Genomic DNA, 21186 nt, shown 5'->3' with positions numbered 1-21186 from the left:
GAGCCCTACAAATAGTATCATTCAATTACATGAAATATTTTTGTATAGTTATAAGCATCCTTTTAGGAATTAGTAATGCAATAGCATAAGACTAATATTACATAAATAAGAAATATAGCAATCACCTTATAGATCAGGAAAGAGGAAGTTGAATCTTCTGGGTGGTGCAGCAAATAAATTTGTGCTATAAATGAATTTTTACAGACTTTGAGGTTTTCATAGTTTTCATAAGATTAGTGTTTTACGTTGTTGTTTATTTCTCTTAACTTTTCTGTTTTATACTATCAATATTTGAAATCTTACAAGGGGGTATTTGTAAATAATTTCCTGAGAACAATGTTATGTATTAAAAAGGTTATAAAAGTCCGATTCATGTAGTGTTTTTGTACAACTAATTGATTATCATGGTTTTTCTTGATGGTTTTTTAGTGGTTTTGTTTTTTTTGTTAAATTAATTTTGTAACAAAAAATGGCACAACCGTATTTCGTTTTATCATAATAATCTCTCAGATTAACGTTATATTTATAGTTGATCAATTATATACATACTCCAAATATGAAAAGAGCAATTATACTATTTGTGTTTTTTATACATCTTTTTGCTTTTTCTCAAGAATCTAATTTTAATAACTTTATTCATTTCTCTGTCTCTGAGGGGTTATCACAAAGTACTGTGATAGCTATAAAACAAGATCAGTTTGGTCAAATGTGGATTGGTACCCGAGATGGGCTTAATAAATATGATGGTGAAAAAATCACCGTGTATCGAAATATTTCATCAGACTCTACCTCTTTAAGTAATAATGATGTTTTATCCATACAAGAAGATAATAAAGGGTTTATTTGGATAGGAACTCATAATGGTTTAAATCGTTTTGATCCTAGAACCGAAACGTTCACTAGATTTTTGTATTCTTCAGAGAAAAATACCGTATCACATTCCTCTATTCGTGCCATAAAACAAATGAATGATCAAACATTATGGATTGCTTCTTCTAATGGGCTCTACATTTATGATCAAAAGAAAGAAAAATTAATAGACTATAGAAAAGATAATTCTTCTGGATTGATCGACAGTTTTATTATTGAAATTTTTCAAGATAAAAACGATATAGTGTGGATAGGAACCTCCTCGGGAATTCATAAAGTGATTGGCACCGATATATACCATTTAAAATTTGAAAGCCATATTGCTTCTTATCCTATATTTATTCAAGCAATCAACGAAGATGTTAATGGTAATTTATTGATTGGTACAAAACGTAATAGCTTATTCTTATTTAATAAAAAGAATAAAAATTTTATACCCTATAACCATCAAAAAAAAGATAAAATACCAAGTTCTGATATTCGAAGATTAGTATACGACCACAATGGTAATTTATGGATAGGGACTTATAATGGGTTATATATAAAAAAGACGAATCATAAAATAATTAAAATCGTTAATCAACCCGGTAATCCAAAAAGTTTAAGTAAAAATAGTATCAAAGAAATCTATACAGATGGTAATGGTTCTGTATGGATAGGTACATATTATGGAGGGGTAAATTTGTGGGACATTTATAATAATAATTTCCATACATTATATAAAATAAAGGGAGATCAAGCTTATCAACTAGAGATAGTAAGTTCATTCGTTGAAGATGCTAAAGGTAAACTTTACATAGGAACAGAAGGTAATGGAGTAAATGTTATTCATAAAAATGGTGAAACTTTTGAGGAGTTAACCGAAGCATTAAATACTAAATTATCTGGCGTCAATGTCAAATCACTACTACTGGATAGGCAAAACTTATGGATTGGAACACTAAAAAACGGGATCAAATGTTTTAATATTGCTACCAAATCTTTCTATTCATTAACTCACAAAGAACTACATACGTTATTATCTGACCAAGGTGTTTATTCAATTACAAAAATTGGTAATAATCTTATTATAGGGACTTTTGGTAAAGGAGTTATTGTTTATGACACGGTATCTCAAAAAATTAGTCGAATTGATCATAAGTTATGGAAAAAGAAATCCTTAACCAATAATAGTGTTCGATGTGTTTTTTCTGATAACAATGACAATTTATGGATTGGTACCGATAAAGGTTTAAATAAGGTTTCAAAAGATCAAATCAATGCTGATTATCCTCTTGTAGAAAGGTTTCTATTCGAAAGTAAAAAAGCATATGGACATAATATTACATGTATTTATCAAGACCATCATGGTCAAATTTTTATAGGAACCAAAGAGCGAGGTATTCTTAAACTAAACAATAATACTTTTGAAGAAGTTAATTTAAACTTATTAAATAGAAACCTTATAACTGCATATAGTATCGTTGAAGATAATGGAGATAATCTTTGGATAAGTAGTAATTTGGGAATGGTAAAATATAATCCTAAAACCAAAAAATCTATTATATACAATCAAACTGAAGGTTTTTTAAGAAATGAGTTTATCGGTAATTCTTATTTAAAAGCAAGTAACGGGAACTTGTATTTTGGGAGCGTCAAAGGGGTTACATTCTTTAACCCTATAGAGTTACAAAAAAATGATTATGAGTCCCGTGTAATTTTAACTGGATTAAAAATCAATGGTAAAAATCTTGACAAAAGTATTTCGTTTATGGATAAAATTGTGTTAGAGCACAATGAATCTTCATTTTCTTTGAATTTTGCAATTCCTAATTATCTAAATGCTGCTAATAATCGATATGCTTATCGACTTGTTGGGTTAAATAGTGATTGGAAATTTACCAAAAACCCTGAAGCTAGTTATACTATCCAAAAACCAGGTTCATATACTTTTGAAGTTAAAGATGCTAATAATAACGAAGCGTGGATTGAAAAGCCAACTAGATTAACCATACTAGTAAAAGCTGCTCTATGGAAAACGCCTCTTGCTTATCTCAGTTATTTTTTGATTGTTTTATTAATATTATACCAAATATTTACAAATGTAAAAGCAAAAATAATCCTTTCGGGGAAACTAAAATCTGAGCGTATAGCAAAAAGTAAACAGGAAGAAATTAATACATCTAAATTGGATTTTTTTACTAATATATCACATGATTTCCGAACTCCTTTAACGCTAATACTGGCTCCGCTACAGCAACTGATTGATAATTATACAGGTAATAAAGAAACTTATAAAAAATTACTCATTATAGAGCGTAATGCAAGCCAACTGCTCAAGCTTACTAATCAATTACTGGATTTTAGAACATTTGAGAATAAGCATTCTAAATTGCAGGCCAAAAAAGAGAACCTAGTCCCTTTTTTAAAAGAAGTATATCATTCTTTTGAAGAGTATGCCAGTATCGGAAATTATTCTTATTCTTTTGAAAGTAGTGATAATGAAATTTATATATTTTATGATCATAATAAACTAGAAAAGGTATTCTACAATATTTTGTCTAATGCTTTTAAATATACCCCAAAAGGAGGTGATGTAAAAGTGAAAATCTATCAAAAAGATCAAAACGTTCTAATCGAAATCTCTGATAATGGTAAAGGAGTCGATCCAGAATTCATAAGCAAAATTTTTGAAAAGTATTATGAGACTGCGAGTAAAATAGAGTATCAAAAACATTTTAATCAGGGGAGTGGGATAGGACTATACATAGCTAAAAAAGCAATAGAATTGCATAAAGGTGAGATTTATGTAGAAAGCAAGCAAGGTAATGGAACCAAGTTTATAGTCGAGTTAAAATTAGGAAAAAGCCATTTGAATGGCTATGAAATTGTTCAAGGGGATTCTATTCAAAAAGAGATTATTTCTTACAAAAATCAATTTAATTTTAAGGAGCGTTTTGAAAGGGTTGAGTTTGATAGCATCCAAAAAAGCGAAGACAGACCTACATTACTGATTGTTGAAGATAATGATGAGTTTAGAGGTTTTGTAGTGGATTTTTTGAAAAAAGACTATTCAGTACTACAGGCAAGCAATGGCAAAGAAGGCTTGAAAAAAGCATTAAGAACTCAACCAGATTTGATTGTAAGTGATGTAATCATGCCAATTATGGAAGGAACTGTTCTTTGTTCGAAACTTAAAAACGATAATCGAACCAGTCATATCCCAATCATTTTACTAACTTCAAAATCATCGGTAGCATATAAGTTTGAAGGATTGGAATCTGGCGCAGATGCTTATATCGAAAAACCATTTAATGTTAAAGAGTTTATTCTGATCATAAAAAACTTAATAGGTACTTCAAAACAATTAAAACAAAAAGCAAGTAAGACGGATGTTCAATCCAACGATATATTGTCATTAGAAGAAAAGTTATTGGAAAAAGCTATTAGAATTGTAGAAAATAATGTTAACAATGCTGATTTTGATATTCCTTATTTTTGTTCAGAATTAGGACTAAGTAGGACAATGTTATTTGTAAAAATTAAAGAATGGACTAATCTTACTCCCAAAGAATTTATAATTTCAATTAGAATGAAAAAAGCTAGTCAGCTTTTAGAACTTGGCGATCATAGTGTGTCCGAAGTTGGTTACAAAGTTGGTTTTAAAAACCCTAAATATTTTTCAAAGACATTTAAAAAATATTATAATAAAACTCCTTCTCAGTATGTCGAACAATTTTGGTCGTAATAATCACCAATAAAATATTGAGAACTTTGCATATGCTTTATTACCGCTGCTTCTTGTAGCACAAAACAAACTGGATACTTGATTAAACGAAAGAATCTCTATTTACTATAATTTCTTCATTATCAAATAATTTTAAAGAAAATAAAAACGAGATACCATCTAATAAAAAAGATGTATCTCGTTTAGTACTCGAGGTGGGAATCGAACCCACACTCCCGAAAGAACCGGATTTTGAATCCGGCGCGTCTACCAATTCCGCCACTCGAGCATAACAGGACGGCAAAATTAAAAAAATATTTGATTAGAACCAGCAAATAAGTAATAAAATAAGGGGGAGAGTTGAAATAAATTTATAAATTTGCACCTTGTTTTTAAGAAATTATATTTAACTCATTATAAAACAACATTTTACCCTATGCCAAATGTAGTTACAGAAGCAAAATTTTTTGCATGCACACAAAGTACCGAACTAGCAGAAAAAATAGTATCAGCCTATGGTGCTAAATTGGGTAATGTAATTACATCGACCTATAGCGATGGTGAGTTTCAGCCTTCTTTCGAAGAGTCGGTAAGAGGATCAAGAGTATTTATTATTGGCTCGACACATCCAAACTCTGATCACCTTATGGAAATGTTGTTGATGTTAGATGCTGCCAAAAGAGCTTCTGCAAGACATATTACAGCAGTATTACCCTATTATGGTTGGGCAAGACAGGATAGAAAAGATAAACCAAGAGTTCCTATTGCGGCAAAATTAATTGCTAAAATGTTGGAAACTGCAGGAGCAACCAGAATTATAACCATGGACCTTCATGCAGATCAGATACAAGGATTCTTCGAGAAACCTGTAGATCACTTGTTTGCATCTACGATATTTTTACCCTATTTGCAATCATTAAATCTGGATAATCTTACGATTGCTTCACCAGATATGGGAGGTTCTAAAAGAGCTTATGCTTATTCTAAAGCGTTAAGTAGTGACGTCGTGATTTGTTATAAACAAAGAGCTAAGGCCAATGTGATTTCTCATATGGAACTTATAGGAGATGTAACTGGTAAAAATGTAGTATTGGTAGATGATATGGTAGATACTGCAGGGACATTGACCAAAGCAGCAGACTTGATGATGGAAAGAGGAGCTAAGAGTGTAAGAGCTATTTGTACGCATCCAATCTTATCGGGTACTGCTTATGAAAGACTAGAAAATTCAAAATTAGAAGAATTGATCGTGACCGATTCGATTCCGCTAAAACAAAAAAGCGAAAAAATTAGAGTGGTAAGTTGTGCAGATTTATTTGCAGACGTTATGAAAAGCGTTCATCAAAATCAATCTATCAGTTCTAAATTCGTTATGTAAATTACTAATTTAATATATTTAAAATGAAATCATTAACAATCAATGCATCTCAAAGAGAAAGCGTAGGCAAGAAAGCAACAAAAGCCTTACGTAATGCTGGACAGGTACCTTGTGTTATTTACGGTGGAGACACTATTGTACACTTTGCAGCGCCAGAAATTGCTTTCAAGAACTTAGTGTATACTCCAGACGTTCATACCGTGGTAATCGCGTTGGATAATGGTAAAAATATCAATGTTATTCTACAGGATATTCAATTTCACCCTGTAACAGATAGAATTTTACATATTGATTTTGTTGAAATCTTTGATGACAAGCCAATTACCATGGAAATTCCTTTCAAAACAACAGGAAACTCTCGTGGTGTTCGTAATGGTGGTGTGTTACGTTTTAACTTAAGACGTATCAAAGTAAAAGGTTTAGCATCAAAATTACCAGATGTGATCGAAGGAGATATTACCAACCTTAAAATCGGTAATAAATTATATGTTACCAATGTAGCAAGTGATGATTTCACTATTCTACACCCAGATAACACTGTAATCTGTATGGTTAAAACATCTCGTACTGCGGTTGCAGATGACGACGAGGAAGAAGAAGAAGAAACTGCAGCAGCAGAAGGAGCAGAAGCTCCGGCAGCAGAAGCTTAATTTTGAAGTTTTTATAGAATACAAAAGCATTCCGTTCTTATTCGGAATGCTTTTTTTATTTTTACAAGCATTATAGGGTGTGATGTAATACGATTTATGCATAAGAAATTCGTATAAAGAGTTTGAATTATTTTATGCTAGATTAAGGCATAAAATTAAAGAATAGCCTTAGCTATTGTTGAATTTTATAACGCAGATATAGTGCAAAAGAAACTAACTATATGCGAAAGTTTTATGCGTAAATCGTATAATACCAATTCTTAAATGAAATTAGGGTAAACTGAATTGAATAAAAAGAAACAATTATAGTAGGTAATTTTATTTGAGAAATGGTATGAGGTTTATTCTCATTGCAAAATATTAGAAATTATATGCTTTCTGTTTTTAGAAAATTATTTTCAAAAGAAGAAGAATCAAAAGAAGATTTAATGAAAAAATTTTTGGTTGTTGGTCTGGGTAACATTGGCCCCAAATATCATAATACACGACATAATATAGGTTTTAGGATATTAGACGCGCTTGCAAAAGAAGAAGATCTTAGTTTCGAAACTAAGAAATTGGGGGATATGGCAACCTATAAACATAAAGGAAGAACGATTTTGTTACTTAAACCTAGTACTTATATGAATTTAAGCGGAAAGGCAGTACGATACTGGTTAGAGAAAGAAAAGGTGCCTTTAGAAAATTTATTAGTCGTTACAGATGATATCAATCTACCATACGGATCTATAAGACTAAAAGCGAAAGGCAGTGCAGGAGGACATAATGGTCTTAAGGATATCGAAGCGCAATTGCAAACGTCTAAATATAATAGATTTCGGTTTGGAGTAGGGGCAGATTTTGGAAAAGGCAGACAGGTAGATTATGTTTTGGGAGAATGGACCCTGGAGGAAGAAAGCATCATGCAAGAACGTTTAGAGAAGGGAATTTCTCTGATCAAATCCTTTGCCACTGCTGGATTAGCGAATACTATGAATACCTTTAACGGAAAATAAAGAAAGTATCCAAACAATTTTTTTATTTTTACACATACCTTAAAGCATACTTCTATAATTAAGCGAGACCAATTAAATTGATACCAACCAACATACCCACTAGAACGTTCACCATAATCCATGCGAAAGAACCTTGTCTGATGATTGAATATAAACCAAGTTGCAGCAGATGAAACGTTATACAGATGCCAAAACATACGATAACCAGATTCCATCGGTAGTTACTATTGGTACTTTTGATGGCGTGCATATCGGACATAAAAAAATAATAGAAAGACTTGTAGAAAATGCAAAAAGAAATGATCTGGAATCGGTTATTCTTACTTTTTTTCCACATCCAAGGATTGTATTGCAACAAGATTCTGATATTAAACTAATCACTACGTTGGATGAACGAATACAAATATTAGAAGAAACCGGTTTGTCGAGTTTGGTGATTCATCCATTTACCAAAGAATTTTCGAGATTGACTGCAGAAGATTATATTCAGGAAATGTTGGTGGACAATCTTAATACCAGACATGTGATTATAGGGTATGATCATCGTTTTGGCCGTAACCGTAATTCTGATATTACAAGCTTGGCCCTGTTTGGTCAACGACATAATTTTACAGTAGAAGAAATTTCTAAGCAGGACATCGATGATGTAGCAGTAAGCTCTACAAAAATAAGAGAAGCACTTTTTGATGGAAATATAGATAAAGCCAATGCATATCTTGGGTATGAGTTTATGCTAACTGGTACCGTGGTGCAAGGAAAAAAATTAGGACGTAAGTTAAGTTATCCTACCGCCAATTTGTATATAGAAGAATCCTATAAGCTTATTCCGAAGAACGGGGTATACATCGTAAAATCTCTTATAGATACCAAAACCTATTATGGGATGATGAATATAGGAACAAACCCAACCGTAAATGGTACTCAGCAATCGATAGAAACTCATTTTTTTGATACTTCGTTTAATCTGTATGATAAAAAAATACAGATTAAAATGTTAAAACGTATTCGTGATGAAAAAAAGTTTGAATCTCTGGAGCAGTTACAAAATGCCATGCAACAAGATGAAGAATTCTCTAGAGAATTTATAAACTCTTTATTATGATCAATCGTTGGTTGTTTACTCAAATAGATAATAGTGCTCTGATTATTTTTAGAGTTTTTTTTGGCTTTTTGATTGCAGCAGAAGGTATAGGTGCTATTCTTACAGGATGGGTAGGGCGTACCCTTGTCGAACCAAAGTTTACCTTCAATTTTATTGGTTTAGATTTTTTACAACCACTGCCAGGTAATGGAATGTATTTTTACTTTGCTATTATGGGATCCTTGGGACTATTGGTAATGGTTGGCTATAAATACCGATGGAGTATGATAGGGTATACCTTGATGTGGGCAGGAGTGTATTTTATGCAAAAATCATCGTATAACAATCACTATTATTTGTTATTACTTCTGTGTATTATAATGTCGATTTTACCTGCCGGTAATTATTTTTCTATTGATGTAAAAAAAAATCCAGCACTTAAAAGAATAGCAATGCCCAGGTGGTGTCTGTTGATTATTATTGCACAGTTATGGATTGTATATACCTATGCTTCTGTAGCCAAATTATATCCTGATTGGTTGGACTTTACAGTTGCTAAAAACCTAATGAGCGGAAAAGCAGATTTGCCTATAATAGGAGAGTTGCTTCAAGAGCATTGGGCGCATGTAAGTATTGCTTATTTTGGAATTTTATTCGATTTGCTTATTGTTCCTCTTTTATTGTGGAAACGAACTCGATTATTTGCTTTTGGAGTGAGCATTTTTTTTCATTTATTTAATTCGGCAGTTTTTCAAATAGGAATATTCCCTTATATGTCTTTGGCATTTAGTGTATTTTTCTTTTCAAAAGAAACCATTCATCGCCTATTTATGAAAAAGAAGGAGTTCTATGATAAGAAAGAAATAATTGTTTCTGATTATAAAAAAATAGCACTTCCTATAGCTATCATATGGTTTGTAATACAAATAGCATTACCAGTGCGTCATTGGTTTATACCAGGAGATGTTTTATGGACAGAAGAAGGGCATAAACTAAGTTGGAGAATGATGTTAAGAGGGCGATCTGGGAGTACCAATTTTTATGTGGTGAATAAAGATGATCCCGATGCACGTAGATCCTATATTAAGAAAAGTGATTATCTAACCAAAAAACAATTACGTATGGTGTCGGCTCGACCAGACGGAATATGGCAGTTTGCGCAATACCTAAAGAAAGAATACGCTGCTAGGGGCACTGATATTGCTGTGTATGTAGATAGTAGAGTGTCTGTTAATGGTAAGCCTTACAAACAGCTTATAGACCCTAAAGTTGATTTGACAAGTGTGCCCTGGAATCATTTTACCACCAATCCCTGGGTTATAAAATATAGTGACGACCAACAAAGCTCAGAATAATACTACTGCTTATTATGAAGTAAATTTTGATTTTGAAAAAGTTCAGAAAGCTTAGCCAAAGTTTAACATTTGTTTGTGTATTAGGTTTTTAAATAGCCTTAATTTTATAGGGTAGCAACCAATTTAATTCGTATACACATGAAAAGTGTCATTTACCTTGTCGCTTTTGGATTATTTATCACTTTCTTTGCGGCTTGCGAAAAAGAAACTATCGATTCAGATTCTCTAGAAAGCATAGCAACCGTTCCTTCCAAAGATATTCAAGCTATCTTAAATGAAGCCATTTCTCAAACTTCGATTAGAAAACAAAAAAGTACCCCTGTACAAACAGTAGATTTTGTTGAATTGTCAAGGTATACCGGCCGATGGTATGAGTTGGCTAATTTTCCTTCGTTTTTTAGCCAAAATTGCTCCTGTACAACTGCAGATTATGCTGTTATTCCTGAAGGTATAAGTGTTTTTAATAATTGTACATTAACCACCACAGGGGAGTTTAGTGCTATCAATGGTACTGCTGTTGTGGTAGACGAACAAACTAATTCAAAACTAAATGTGTTCTTTGGTCCTGTGCCAGGAGATTACTGGATTATTGATCTGGTTGGTTTTGATGAAGACGAGCCCTATGATTTCTCTGTGGTAAGCGGTCCTGATAGAGATAGCTTATTTTTATTAAGTAGAACTCCCGAAATTACAACTATTAAGCAAAAAGTAGCATTATTCAAAATTTTTGTGAATCTGATTTTACAAGGTTACGATTTAACTAAATTAGAGATTACTTATCAAGGTCAAGATTGCGTATACCCTTAGGTTAAATAGCGAATATGATTTTATAGTTTATTATCAAAATCAATCTTGTAGCCGGGATCCTGATCCAAATAAAACACTTTGCAGTTACCTTATATGGTATTGGGGCTTGCGTAATCATTAATAAAGAAATAGGATTATAATCGAGTACTGTAGATAATAAAAATGTGTATGGTTATGCTTCTCTAAGATATACCCAATAGCCATTCTCACGTACAAATTTTGAGTTTTCATGAATCATTTGTAAACCTTGCTCATCATAATAAAACGCTTTAAACTCTACCGTTCCTTCACTATCACTTATAGCTCCGTTAGTGGTCGATATGACCTCTAGTTTTATCCACTGTACTGCTTTTGCCCACTTGATGATCGCTTTTTTTTCTTTAAGAGGCCTTGTAGAAGTGTGATGACTTTTCATTAGATAATCTCCTTTTGACAAAACATAGGCACTATATCGAGAACGCATCAATGCTTCGGCTGTTGTTGCAAGGTTGATATCTTGATGTACTTTGGCGCAGCAGTCGTTATATGATCTTTTATTTCCGCAGTAGCAGGTATTCATGGTAACTTTTGTTGTTGTTCATTGGCTTTTTTTATGATCGCTTTTAAGCGTTCTGCTCTTGCCTCTTTTTCTTTTCTTAATTTGTTCTTTTTACGATTCATCAATTTGGCATGCTTGGCCTTATTCACTGTATTTTTTTCTTTTCCTTTTTTAGGCATAAGTTTACTATTTATGATTAGATAAAGGGTTAAAAAGAGACTACCCTCTCCATTGTTTCAATAGATAATTAATGTCATATCGCACTTCGGATCTGATCTCTTTTTTACTTTTACCTTTTCCGAATTGAGTATCATAATTCGTTTCGGTATGGCGTATATGAGCTTCTACTGCCAGATCGATCATTTTGGGATCAAATTGCTTGGCATTGGCTGTACGGCCGACTCTTCCACTATGCTTTTCACAAGCATGTTGGGCGATATGAAATTCTCTGTTGGTAGGACAATGCGGGTATCTTTTTCTAATCGCATGTGCAAAAGCAATTTTATATTCACGGTCTTTTACCTCACGTACCAATGCTGCTTTTTTGTTTTTTTGATCTCGTATAGCCTGATCTTTCTGACATTCGATTTTAGCTTTTTCTATAGCAATTTCTTCTACCAGTTGTCCTTGACGTTCGTAACGTTTTCTACGTTGATTCCAACCTAAGACCACACCACAAAGAGTAGAGTGTTTTTTGGATCGTCTGGTCATTGCAGCATCACCAGGAGGAAGCATTACATAACCTACAAAAGGAGAGCAGCTAAAACAAGTGCCTCGGTGATTCTCACTTTCTGCTACAAAAGATTTTCCCTTGGGTATATGTTTGCCACACTTCATACATCGAAGCTTTTCTTTTTTGGTAAGAAAGATATTTTGTGAGGTGGTTGCCACTCTGTATAGTTTAAAATTGATGCAAAAATAAGATATATAACATTTATTTCTGATGTGTTAAAGTTATTTATAGATATCTCTATGTAAAATAGTACCTCTCTATAATAATGCTTTTTGTTTTTGGAGTATTCGTATATGCTATCATAATTATTAAGCAGGCCATTTTTTGTATAAACTATATATATCGGGATTCCAGAATTCCGAGAACGTTATATTGATAAATTATGGGTAAATATTTAATATTGAGTTGGTTCTGAGGTGTGTTAACTTTGGAAACTCTTATTTATTAACCATTAAATTATTCTAAACATGAAAAAAACACTTTTAAATCTAGGAAAACCAATTAGCAAAACGCAACAAAAAGGTATCCAAGGGGGTGCCCCAGAAGATTGTCTTACAGACTCTGATTGCGGAGGAAATATGGTGTGTTGTCATATACCCTATTTTGCAAGAAAAATTTGTACTTGGGGACAATTTTGTGCGTAAATTGTTTTTAATACCCTATTCTGATTGTCAGTGTAAAGAGCTGGTTTTTGTATGAGCTCTATGTATCTGGATTCCAGAATTTCGACAACATCATATTGATTAACTGGGTGTAAATGGTTAATATTGAGTAAGTTCTAAATTCAGATAGTTTTGAGAACTCTTATTTATTAACATTTAAATTATTCTAAACATGAAAAAAACACTTTTAAACCTAGGAAAACCATTGAGCAAAGTACAACAAAGAAGTATTCAGGGCGGCGGACCAAAAAGTTGTGTTACGGACTCTGATTGTGGAGGAGGTATGGCTTGTTGCTACCATGAATATTTTGGAAGAGAAGTTTGCTTATGGGCACAGTTCTGTTAGTTTGTAGCCACAGATCATAACATTAGAACAATATTCTAAACAGTCATACCAATAAAGTATGACTGTTTTTTTTATGGAAAAGAAAAAGTGTTTTTTGATATAATTGGGTGAGCCAAAATGATTTGATTTATGACAGCCTAAATGATCAAAATAACTCAAAAAAATAAACCTTAAAAACCAAAGCTTTTCTTTAAATTAGCTCCCTCATTGCGATAGGGATAGTAGTGGCATCCTTTTTTTGTGAACGAGACCCTTCCACAGAGCTTGTCGAAAGGCTTAGGGTGACAAAAAAAGATATAACGAATAGCCCGGGAATCGCCCAAAAAATAAACCATGTTAGTAGTACAAAACATCGTAGCAAACAAAGAAGCGTATATCAACGCTTTGAAAAAACGAAATTTTGATGCCGCTCCCGTATTAGAAGAGGTGATCAAATTAGACGAAAATCGTCGAGCTACACAGGCTAAATTAGACAACACTCTGGCCGACTCTAATAAGTTTTCTAAAGAGATAGGACTCTTATTTAAAAATGGAGAACAGCAAAAAGCAAATTTGCTAAAAGAGAAAACGGCACAACTTAAAGAAAGTTCCAAGGAGTTGTCGGTAGAGCTAACTACTATACAAGAAAAATTGGTTGAGATATTATATACGATACCGAATATACCACATGATTCTGTGCCAGATGGGCAAAGTGATGCCGATAATGAAGAAATATATCAAGAAGGAGATATTCCTGTGTTGGAAGAAGGAGCGTTGCCACATTGGGAGCTTGCCAAAAAATACGATATTATTGATTTTGAGTTGGGTGTAAAAATTACTGGCGCTGGGTTCCCTGTTTATAAAGGTAAAGGTGCTCGATTACAACGTGCATTAATTAATTATTTTTTAGATAAAAATACAGATGCAGGGTATAAAGAGTTTCAGGTACCGCATTTGGTAAATGAAGCTTCTGGATATGGTACAGGGCAGTTACCAGATAAAGAAGGGCAGATGTATCATGTGACGGGTGATGATTTATACTTGATCCCAACAGCAGAAGTTCCTGTAACCAATATGTTTAGAGACGAGTTGCTACAAGAAAGCGATTTGCCCATAACTTGCACAGGATATACACCGTGTTTTAGACGTGAAGCAGGATCTTATGGGGCACATGTACGTGGGTTAAATCGTTTACACCAGTTTGATAAGGTAGAAATTGTACGTATCGAAAAACCTGAGAATTCGTATGAGGCTCTGGATGGTATGGTGGCGCATGTAAAAGAAATTTTAAAAGAACTGAATTTACCATATCGTATCTTACGTCTTTGTGGTGGAGATATTGGGTTTACATCAGCACTTACCTATGATTTTGAAGTGTTTTCTACAGCTCAGGATCGTTGGTTAGAGATTAGCTCGGTTTCTAATTTTGAATCTTTTCAAGCCAATCGTTTAAAACTACGTTTTAAAGATAATAATGGTAAAAATCAATTGGCACATACACTAAACGGAAGTTCTCTGGCATTGCCAAGAGTACTTGCTGGTATCTTAGAAAATTGCCAAACCCCACAAGGAATTAAAATACCAGAAGTATTGGTGCCTTATTGTGGGTTCGAGTATATTGATTAAAAAAAAGAATATTAGTTATAGTAAAAAAGGGATCTGTACAGATCCCTTTTTTTGTTTGTAAAAAGAAGCTTTTCTGAATTTGGTTAATGTTATTAGCGTAGATACTATTTATCTAAGTTTAATAGTTATTTTTATAAGAATCAATCAATTACAACTCATGGTCAGGTCGAGCGCAGTCGAGACCTACTAATTAGACTAAAAAATACCTCTCGACGGCGTTTGAGGAGACAGAAAAAATAGAATTACTTGTAGCTTGTCAAAAGAAAAGTGTTTAATATTCGAAATCAGACTATTAACCTCTTTGTAACTTTGCTACATTAAAGTTATCTTTACAAAAAAAACTTGCTAAAAATGCGCTTGATCTTATTATATATTACTTTGTTGGTTGCTTTTTCGACAATGGCTCAGTCAGAGCAGTTGGCCAAAAATTATATACAACAGGGGCAATATGAAAAAGCGATATCGGTTTATAAAAAACTTTATGACAGGAACCCAAATCGTATGGGGTATGCATTGGGTCTGGTAGAGGCATACCAGCAATTAGAACAGTTTGATAAAGCAGAAGAAATATTAACGAATAGGTTAAAGAACACCCCTAATAATGCACAGATTCTGGTAGAGCTTGGGCATCATTATGATGTGCAGGGAAATTCAGAAAAAGCACGTACGTATTATGATAAAGCAATAGATGCATATACAAAAAGTAATATTAATCATGCATATTCGTTGGCCCAAACGTTTGAAAAGTACAGCTTATTGGATGAAGCCGCAATCATTTATGAAAAAGGAATGAGGGATAACCCTGGTGCCAATTTTAATGTACAGCTGGCTAAGATTTATGGCGAACAGGGTAAATTACCTAAAATGTTCGATAGCTATCTGTCACTTTTACAAACGCAACCAAGCTATATTAATATTGTACAACGCAATTTTGGAGAATATATAACAGAAGACTCTGCTAACGAAGCGAATGTTATTTTTAGAAAACTATTAGTAAAAAAATTACAGCAAGAACCTAATATCTTATACAACGAAATGTTAAGTTGGTTGTTTGTGCAACAAAAGGAGTTTAAAAAGGCATTTATTCAACAAAAAGCAATTTATAAACGTAAAGAAGATGGTAGAGGACCGGTTAGTATAATTGATCTGGCGAGAATTGCTATTTCTGAAAAGGATATCAAATCGGCTACAGAAATTTTAAACTATATATTAGAAACTCCGGCATCAAAAGATATGAAACTTACCGCTCATAAGATCATCCTGAAGTCTAAGGTAGATAGTGCTTCAGAAAAAGAATATAAAGGGGTAGTAGATCAATATAACGAAGTTTTTGAAGAGTATGGGAAAACACAGCAGACAATAGGGTTGCAAGTAGATTATGCTCATTTTTTGGCTTTTAAGATGGATCAAAAAAAAGAGTCTATTACTTTCTTAAAAGAGATGCTAGGAAGAGGTAGGTTGTCAAGGTTTCAGAAATCTAGAATAAAAATGAAGATTGCAGATATTTTGGTGCTAGATCAGAAGTTTAATCAGGCATTGATTTATTATACACAGGTACAGAATGCACTAAAAAATAATTTTCTTGCGCAGGATGCTCGCTTTAAGGTTGCCAAGACAAGTTATTATAAAGGAGATTTTGCCTGGGCACAGACTCAATTAGATGTTTTAAAATCATCTACTTCGCAATTGATAGCTAATGATGCAATGGAGTTAAGTCTTATAATCAGTGATAATTCTTTAGAAGATTCTACACAAACGGCTTTAAAGATTTTTGCAAAAGCAGATCTGCTGGCTTTTCAGAATAAAAATGAAGAAGCGATTGCGATGTATGAAAAGATATTGACAGAGCATAAAGGCGAAAAAATTGAGGACGAAACTTTTTTAAGACAAGCCAGATTATTCGAAAAAGAAGAACAATTCGAAAAAGCAAAGGTAAACTACTTAAAAATTATCGAATTTTATAAAGATGATATCCTAATTGATGATGCCTATTATTGGTTGGCTGCATTGTATACCAGTCGATTAGGGCAGCCAGAAAAAGCAAAAGAACTGTACGAAAAGATTATTTTTAATCATGCAGATAGTATCTACTTTGTAGATGCCCGAAAAAAGTATCGAACCTTACGAGGTGATGCAATTAACTAGTGATCTATAATAAATTGAAATCACTTCAATAAAGCTACTAAGTTTATTTTGTAATAACCATCCATTTAGCTACTGTTCTTTGTAACTTTGCAGGCTTATACTTTAATATGTAACTCTAAGATAAACTATGTATATATATAACGTTACCATCAACATAGAAGAAACGATTCATGACGAATGGATACATTGGATGCAGCAAGAGCATATTCCAGAGATGCTTGCTACGGGTAAGTTTAGTAAAGCATTATTATCAAAAGTGTTGGTAGAAGAAGAAATGGGAGGGGTTACGTACTCGGTGCAATACACGACTAGCAGTAAAAAAATGCTACAGCGATATTATGACGAAAATGCAGAGGAATTAAGAGCAAAATCGAATCGTTTTTCTGGTAAATTTGTTGCATTTCGTACAGAGTTAGAAATTGTAAATGAGCAGAATGGCTAAGTCAAAAGGCAAAAAAAAGTACGCTACTGATTATAAAAAAAGCCCTGTAGAAAAAACAGCGGTTCGAGCAAAAAAGCATTTGGGGCAACATTTTTTAAAAGATGAAAATATTGCCAGAAAGATAGGAGATACGCTTACATTACAAGGATACAAAAATGTAATCGAAATTGGTCCCGGGATGGGAGTGCTTACCAAATATATTCTTCAGAAAGAAGTAGATGTTGTTGCTATGGATTTGGATAGCGAATCTATAGAATATTTAAATACTAGTTTTCAGTTAGAACATCACGATGTTTTAAGTAGAAATACCAAATTTAAAGTGCTCGAAGCAGATTTTCTTAAGTTTGATTTGAATACCGTTTTTGGCCAGGAGCAATTTGCTATAACAGGTAATTTTCCTTATAATATCTCAACACAAATCGTTTTTAAAACATTAGAAAACAGAGATCGTATACCAGAGTTTACCGGTATGTTTCAGAAAGAAGTAGCACAGCGTATTTGTGAACGCGAAGGAAGCAAAGCATATGGAATTCTTTCGGTACTGGCACAGGCATTTTATGATGCAGAATATTTATTCACAGTTCCTCCAGATGTGTTTAATCCGCCTCCCAAAGTAGATAGCGGGGTATTACGATTAATTCGTAAAGAGAATTATGAATTGCCGTGTGACGAAAAATTATTCTTTAATGTGGTAAAAACAGCTTTTGGACAACGTAGAAAAACCTTAAGGAATAGCCTTAAAGTTTTTCAGTTAAATGAAGAAATCAAGGCGTTAGAACTCCTAAATAAACGTCCAGAACAACTATCAGTAACTCAATTTCTAGAATTAACATTGCTGCTGCAAAAACAATAAAAGACACTTATTTTCATCTATAATTTTACAGGCTTATAAATAATGGATGAGGTTTAACACCAGCGTAAAGTCCAATTAAATTCTTTGGTTATCTTTGTGGGCGTCTGCACATAGAATATAAAAGATCAAGGCTATGCAATTTGAAGTTTCAAATGAAATAATAGAACAGGTAAAACACCTTGTCGAAACGGCTGGTGATACCCGTCTTCGAGAAATGCTTAGCGAAATTCATTTTGCAGATATCGCAGAGATCATAGGTGCGTTACATTTATCTGAAGCTACTTACCTTATAAAACTTTTGGATAGTGAAAAAACTTCTGAGGCACTTATGGAGCTTGAAGAAGATTTTAGAGAGCGTATCCTCGAAAACTTATCGGCAAAAGAAATCGCAGAAGAGCTGGAGGAGATGGACAGTGATGATGCGGCAGATGTCATTGCAGAGCTTCCAGATGAACGGGTAGAGCAAGTTATTGCGCAAATAGAGGATGAAAAGCGGGCAGAGGATATCAAAGAGCTACTTACCTATGATGAGGATACCGCCGGAGGATTAATGGCCAAAGAGTTGGTTAAGGTAAATGAAACGTGGACTGTTGCCGGTTGTGTACGTGAGATGAGACGACAAGCAGAAAATGTAACGAGAGTCCATTCGATCTATGTGGTTGATAAAGATGAAAAGCTAAAAGGAAGATTATCCTTAAAAGACTTGCTTACAGCACCTGCCAAAGCACATATTAGTGATGTCTATATTCGTAAGGTAGATTATGTAGATGTAAATACAGAAGGAGAGGAAGTGGCTCGTATTATGCAAAAATATGACCTTGAGGCGATTCCCGTAATAGATCCAGAAGGTGTATTGGTGGGTAGAGTTACCATCGATGATATTGTAGATTTTATAAAAGATGAAGCCGAAAAAGATTATCAGCTAGCAGCAGGTATTTCACAGGATGTCGAGGCAGATGATAATGTTTGGGAGTTGACCAGAGCGCGATTACCATGGTTGGTATTGGGGTTATTTGGTGGTTTAGGAAGTGTATTTATTATGGAAGGTTTCGAAGATATCATGATGAATCCAGCGTATAGAAGTTTGTTTTTCTATACTCCTTTGATTGCTGCGATGGCCGGAAATGTTGGAGTACAATCCTCGGCGATAATTGTACAAGGGTTGGCTAATAATGTAGTAAAGGGAAGTTTGTTAAATAGATTATTAAAAGAAGTAGGACTAAGTCTTATAAATGGATCTGCACTCGCCTTATTGGTGATCGTTTTTGGATTTTTTATGGGATATGATATTTCATTTAGTCTAACCATCGCTATTGCGTTAATGAGTGTTATTATTGTAGCAGCCCTGATAGGTACTTTTGTCCCTATAATCCTTGATAAAAGAGGTATTGATCCTGCAATTGCAACAGGTCCCTTTATTACCACCAGCAATGATATTTTTGGTATATTTTTATTTTTTATTATTGCAAAAATGATGTTGGGGTTCTAATAGTGATAATTTCATAAAAAAACCTCCCATATCTAAGTAGAAATATAGGAGGTAATACAAGAATAAGTTGTTTTTTTACATTACTTCCTCACAAGTGTATACCTGTAAGCAGGCAAAGTAAATTCTACAATACTTAGGCCCGGTAACGGTACCACTGCATGAGCACCCACATAAAGAAAGATCTACTTTGGCTTGACCCTTGATTTTTTGTTGACTACTTTTAGAAAGTACTTTAACTCCGCTAATGTTTAAAAAATTGGTTTTCATGTAATATAGTTTTAGATTTATAAAAATAAAACTAGAGTAAATTATACTAGTAAAAAATGCTTTTAACTTTTTGTTTAATATCTTTTCCTGATGATCCTGTGAGTTCCTCAATCTTTTCAAAGCAATTTATTGTTCCAAAATCAGCCATTGATCATATGGATCATGTTAATAATGTGGTATACTTACAATGGGTGCAAGATGTTGCTCAAGAACATTGGGAGAGCAAAACCAATGAGGAAATAAGAAACAAGTATGTATGGGTAGCACTTAATCATTATATCGAATACCACCATCCTGCCAAAGAAAATGATGAAATACGAATAGAAACCTGGATAGAAAGTTATAAAGGAGCTAAAAGTGAACGGCACACCAAAATGATCAATACTACTACACAAAAAATAGTAGTTTCTGCTAGAACAACTTGGTGCTTGTTGCATAAAGAAACGTTAAGACCTGTTAGAATCAATACCGAAATAAGTACTTTGTTTTCTTAATTTGAAATATGGTACTATGAAAGCAATCAATATCAATGAAAAACTGTCTAAGTTTGATAAACAATGGCACCCTCATCGTATTGCCATGGTTGATGATAATCAGGTATATCTAGCCAAATTATGCGGTGATTTTATCTGGCATAAACATGAGGATGAAGATGAGTTATTTCAGGTAGTAAAAGGAACTTTGTATATGAAGTTTAGAGATAGAACCGTGGTTGTAAAAGCTGGAGAATTAATTGTTGTACCCAAAGGAGTAGAACATTGTCCTTCTACCAAAGATAATGAAGAGGTGCATGTATTACTTTTTGAAAAGCAAAGTACACAGCATACAGGAACAATACATAGCGAAAGAACGGTATCAAAATTTATTGATATTTAGTAGATTGTTGGTTTGAATACTTTCTAATATAGAATTTTCAGATTAAAGAAGATGCTAGGATTGATCAATTGACAAATGAAGATCTGCCTCTCAAAAAGATTCTGAATTATAAGGTTAAACTAGTGCTTAAAAATACTATTGTAGCGTTTCTCAAAAAATATAGATCGGTATATATTTTTAGATACATCAAAGAACTTTCGACCAAGTAGACTGCCAATGTATTATTACTATCTGTTTTAATGTCAAAGTGAGATTTTTTGGGGTAAAAGTGATACTAAATAGTAAGATGAGTACCTATGTAGAGAAAAATGAACTTTTCGAATTTTATGCTACTAGATGTAACCGCTTAACTCATAAAATTATGGATGCAATTTTGTAATTGATTGAA

General features: G+C 33.3%; 20 protein-coding genes and 1 tRNA gene. 16 read left to right on the top strand and 5 right to left on the bottom strand.

Annotation, left to right across the window (positions count from 1 at the left end; genetic code table 11):
- The first annotated feature begins 556 nt into the window (after positions 1 to 556).
- Complete coding sequence (locus ABW636_RS06915; protein ID WP_367589231.1) at positions 557 to 4597, top strand: hybrid sensor histidine kinase/response regulator; 4041 nt, start codon at positions 557 to 559, stop codon at positions 4595 to 4597.
- 186 nt (positions 4598 to 4783) lie between these two features.
- On the opposite strand, the gene ABW636_RS06910 is transcribed toward ABW636_RS06915, so the two are convergent.
- A tRNA-Leu gene (locus ABW636_RS06910) sits at positions 4784 to 4865 on the bottom strand.
- A 147-nt stretch (positions 4866 to 5012) separates the two neighbouring features.
- Between ABW636_RS06910 and ABW636_RS06905 the strand changes: the two genes are divergently transcribed.
- The 6 genes from ABW636_RS06905 to ABW636_RS06880 all read left to right on the top strand — a co-directional run bounded on the left by ABW636_RS06905 (position 5013) and on the right by ABW636_RS06880 (position 10842).
- The gene (locus ABW636_RS06905; protein ID WP_367589230.1) at positions 5013 to 5954 is read left to right on the top strand and encodes a ribose-phosphate pyrophosphokinase; all 942 of its coding nucleotides are present in this window, start codon (positions 5013 to 5015) and stop codon (positions 5952 to 5954) included.
- Between the two features lie 23 nt (positions 5955 to 5977).
- The gene (locus ABW636_RS06900) at positions 5978 to 6604 is read left to right on the top strand and encodes a 50S ribosomal protein L25/general stress protein Ctc (RefSeq protein WP_367589229.1); all 627 of its coding nucleotides are present in this window, start codon (positions 5978 to 5980) and stop codon (positions 6602 to 6604) included.
- A 371-nt stretch (positions 6605 to 6975) separates the two neighbouring features.
- Positions 6976 to 7599, top strand: coding sequence for an aminoacyl-tRNA hydrolase (gene pth, locus ABW636_RS06895; RefSeq protein ID WP_445012681.1), 624 nt, complete (start codon positions 6976 to 6978; stop codon positions 7597 to 7599).
- Between the two features lie 169 nt (positions 7600 to 7768).
- On the top strand, positions 7769 to 8701 hold the full coding sequence (locus ABW636_RS06890; protein ID WP_367589227.1) for a bifunctional riboflavin kinase/FAD synthetase: 933 nt from the start codon (positions 7769 to 7771) through the stop codon (positions 8699 to 8701).
- Positions 8698 to 10035, top strand: a complete 1338-nt coding sequence (locus tag ABW636_RS06885) for an HTTM domain-containing protein (protein WP_367589226.1) — start codon at positions 8698 to 8700, stop codon at positions 10033 to 10035. Before ABW636_RS06890 ends, ABW636_RS06885 begins: the two co-directional genes overlap by 4 nt.
- Before the next feature lie 138 nt (positions 10036 to 10173).
- Positions 10174 to 10842 (top strand): lipocalin family protein, encoded by a 669-nt coding sequence (locus tag ABW636_RS06880; protein ID WP_367589225.1) that lies wholly within the window; start codon positions 10174 to 10176, stop codon positions 10840 to 10842.
- Positions 10843 to 11014: 172 nt separating this feature from the next.
- Here the strand turns inward: ABW636_RS06880 and ABW636_RS06875 are convergent, their stop codons facing one another.
- The 3 genes from ABW636_RS06875 to ABW636_RS06865 are packed head-to-tail and all read right to left on the bottom strand — an operon-like array spanning position 11015 to position 12217.
- A complete protein-coding gene (locus ABW636_RS06875; RefSeq protein ID WP_367589224.1) occupies positions 11015 to 11401 on the bottom strand; it encodes a YchJ family protein in 387 nt (128 codons plus the stop codon).
- Positions 11398 to 11559 (bottom strand): hypothetical protein, encoded by a 162-nt coding sequence (locus ABW636_RS06870; protein ID WP_367589223.1) that lies wholly within the window; start codon positions 11557 to 11559, stop codon positions 11398 to 11400. The genes ABW636_RS06875 and ABW636_RS06870 overlap by 4 nt, the downstream gene beginning before the upstream one ends.
- Positions 11560 to 11599: 40 nt before the next feature.
- On the bottom strand, positions 11600 to 12217 hold the full coding sequence (locus ABW636_RS06865; protein WP_367589222.1) for a DUF2293 domain-containing protein: 618 nt from the start codon (positions 12215 to 12217) through the stop codon (positions 11600 to 11602).
- A gap of 363 nt (positions 12218 to 12580) precedes the next feature.
- On the opposite strand from ABW636_RS06865, the gene ABW636_RS06860 reads away from it, so the two are divergent.
- The 7 genes from ABW636_RS06860 (at position 12581) to mgtE (ending at position 19655) form a co-directional block, all read left to right on the top strand.
- The gene (locus ABW636_RS06860) at positions 12581 to 12757 is read left to right on the top strand and encodes a hypothetical protein (RefSeq protein WP_367589221.1); all 177 of its coding nucleotides are present in this window, start codon (positions 12581 to 12583) and stop codon (positions 12755 to 12757) included.
- Between the two features lie 190 nt (positions 12758 to 12947).
- The gene (locus ABW636_RS06855; RefSeq protein ID WP_367589220.1) at positions 12948 to 13121 is read left to right on the top strand and encodes a hypothetical protein; all 174 of its coding nucleotides are present in this window, start codon (positions 12948 to 12950) and stop codon (positions 13119 to 13121) included.
- Positions 13122 to 13454: 333 nt separating this feature from the next.
- Positions 13455 to 14726 (top strand): serine--tRNA ligase, encoded by a 1272-nt coding sequence (serS, locus tag ABW636_RS06850; RefSeq protein ID WP_367589219.1) that lies wholly within the window; start codon positions 13455 to 13457, stop codon positions 14724 to 14726.
- Between the two features lie 351 nt (positions 14727 to 15077).
- Positions 15078 to 16871: a tetratricopeptide repeat protein gene (locus tag ABW636_RS06845; protein WP_367589218.1), complete on the top strand. Its 1794-nt coding sequence runs from the start codon at positions 15078 to 15080 to the stop codon at positions 16869 to 16871.
- 127 nt (positions 16872 to 16998) lie between these two features.
- Positions 16999 to 17313, top strand: a complete 315-nt coding sequence (locus ABW636_RS06840) for a DUF4286 family protein (protein WP_367589217.1) — start codon at positions 16999 to 17001, stop codon at positions 17311 to 17313.
- Entirely contained in the window at positions 17306 to 18166 is an 861-nt protein-coding gene (rsmA, locus tag ABW636_RS06835) for a 16S rRNA (adenine(1518)-N(6)/adenine(1519)-N(6))-dimethyltransferase RsmA (RefSeq protein ID WP_367589216.1), read from the top strand. Before ABW636_RS06840 ends, rsmA begins: the two co-directional genes overlap by 8 nt.
- Before the next feature lie 133 nt (positions 18167 to 18299).
- A complete protein-coding gene (gene mgtE, locus ABW636_RS06830; protein WP_367589215.1) occupies positions 18300 to 19655 on the top strand; it encodes a magnesium transporter in 1356 nt (451 codons plus the stop codon).
- 75 nt (positions 19656 to 19730) lie between these two features.
- Here the strand turns inward: mgtE and ABW636_RS06825 are convergent, their stop codons facing one another.
- Positions 19731 to 19922 carry a hypothetical protein gene (locus tag ABW636_RS06825; RefSeq protein WP_367589214.1) on the bottom strand — a complete coding sequence of 64 codons (192 nt, stop codon included), beginning with the start codon at positions 19920 to 19922 and terminating at the stop codon, positions 19731 to 19733.
- A gap of 56 nt (positions 19923 to 19978) precedes the next feature.
- Here ABW636_RS06825 and ABW636_RS06820 point away from each other — a divergent pair, with 56 nt between their 5' ends.
- Positions 19979 to 20416, top strand: coding sequence for an acyl-CoA thioesterase (locus ABW636_RS06820; protein WP_367589213.1), 438 nt, complete (start codon positions 19979 to 19981; stop codon positions 20414 to 20416).
- Between the two features lie 16 nt (positions 20417 to 20432).
- On the top strand, positions 20433 to 20798 hold the full coding sequence (locus tag ABW636_RS06815) for a cupin domain-containing protein (RefSeq protein WP_367589212.1): 366 nt from the start codon (positions 20433 to 20435) through the stop codon (positions 20796 to 20798).
- Positions 20799 to 21186 lie beyond the last annotated feature (388 nt).

Source organism: Aquimarina discodermiae (assembly GCF_040786235.1).
GTDB lineage: Bacteria > Bacteroidota > Bacteroidia > Flavobacteriales > Flavobacteriaceae > Aquimarina.
The sequence above is the reverse complement of the archived record's forward strand: the minus strand, read 5'-3'. Positions and strand labels throughout refer to the sequence as shown.

Excerpts from the sequence above, each read along its gene's own strand:
- ABW636_RS06915 (WP_367589231.1), top strand. The coding sequence starts at position 557 with ATGAAAAGAGCAATTATACTATTTGTGTTTTTTATACATCTTTTTGCT.
- ABW636_RS06905 (WP_367589230.1), top strand. The coding sequence starts at position 5,013 with ATGCCAAATGTAGTTACAGAAGCAAAATTTTTTGCATGCACACAAAGT.
- ABW636_RS06900 (WP_367589229.1), top strand. The coding sequence starts at position 5,978 with ATGAAATCATTAACAATCAATGCATCTCAAAGAGAAAGCGTAGGCAAG.
- pth (WP_445012681.1), top strand. The coding sequence starts at position 6,976 with ATGCTTTCTGTTTTTAGAAAATTATTTTCAAAAGAAGAAGAATCAAAA.
- ABW636_RS06890 (WP_367589227.1), top strand. The coding sequence starts at position 7,769 with ATGAAACGTTATACAGATGCCAAAACATACGATAACCAGATTCCATCG.
- ABW636_RS06885 (WP_367589226.1), top strand. The coding sequence starts at position 8,698 with ATGATCAATCGTTGGTTGTTTACTCAAATAGATAATAGTGCTCTGATT.
- ABW636_RS06880 (WP_367589225.1), top strand. The coding sequence starts at position 10,174 with ATGAAAAGTGTCATTTACCTTGTCGCTTTTGGATTATTTATCACTTTC.
- ABW636_RS06875 (WP_367589224.1), bottom strand. The coding sequence starts at position 11,401 with ATGAATACCTGCTACTGCGGAAATAAAAGATCATATAACGACTGCTGC.
- ABW636_RS06870 (WP_367589223.1), bottom strand. The coding sequence starts at position 11,559 with ATGCCTAAAAAAGGAAAAGAAAAAAATACAGTGAATAAGGCCAAGCAT.
- ABW636_RS06865 (WP_367589222.1), bottom strand. The coding sequence starts at position 12,217 with ATGAAGTGTGGCAAACATATACCCAAGGGAAAATCTTTTGTAGCAGAA.
- ABW636_RS06860 (WP_367589221.1), top strand. The coding sequence starts at position 12,581 with ATGAAAAAAACACTTTTAAATCTAGGAAAACCAATTAGCAAAACGCAA.
- ABW636_RS06855 (WP_367589220.1), top strand. The coding sequence starts at position 12,948 with ATGAAAAAAACACTTTTAAACCTAGGAAAACCATTGAGCAAAGTACAA.
- serS (WP_367589219.1), top strand. The coding sequence starts at position 13,455 with ATGTTAGTAGTACAAAACATCGTAGCAAACAAAGAAGCGTATATCAAC.
- ABW636_RS06845 (WP_367589218.1), top strand. The coding sequence starts at position 15,078 with ATGCGCTTGATCTTATTATATATTACTTTGTTGGTTGCTTTTTCGACA.
- ABW636_RS06840 (WP_367589217.1), top strand. The coding sequence starts at position 16,999 with ATGTATATATATAACGTTACCATCAACATAGAAGAAACGATTCATGAC.
- rsmA (WP_367589216.1), top strand. The coding sequence starts at position 17,306 with ATGGCTAAGTCAAAAGGCAAAAAAAAGTACGCTACTGATTATAAAAAA.
- mgtE (WP_367589215.1), top strand. The coding sequence starts at position 18,300 with ATGCAATTTGAAGTTTCAAATGAAATAATAGAACAGGTAAAACACCTT.
- ABW636_RS06825 (WP_367589214.1), bottom strand. The coding sequence starts at position 19,922 with ATGAAAACCAATTTTTTAAACATTAGCGGAGTTAAAGTACTTTCTAAA.
- ABW636_RS06820 (WP_367589213.1), top strand. The coding sequence starts at position 19,979 with ATGCTTTTAACTTTTTGTTTAATATCTTTTCCTGATGATCCTGTGAGT.
- ABW636_RS06815 (WP_367589212.1), top strand. The coding sequence starts at position 20,433 with ATGAAAGCAATCAATATCAATGAAAAACTGTCTAAGTTTGATAAACAA.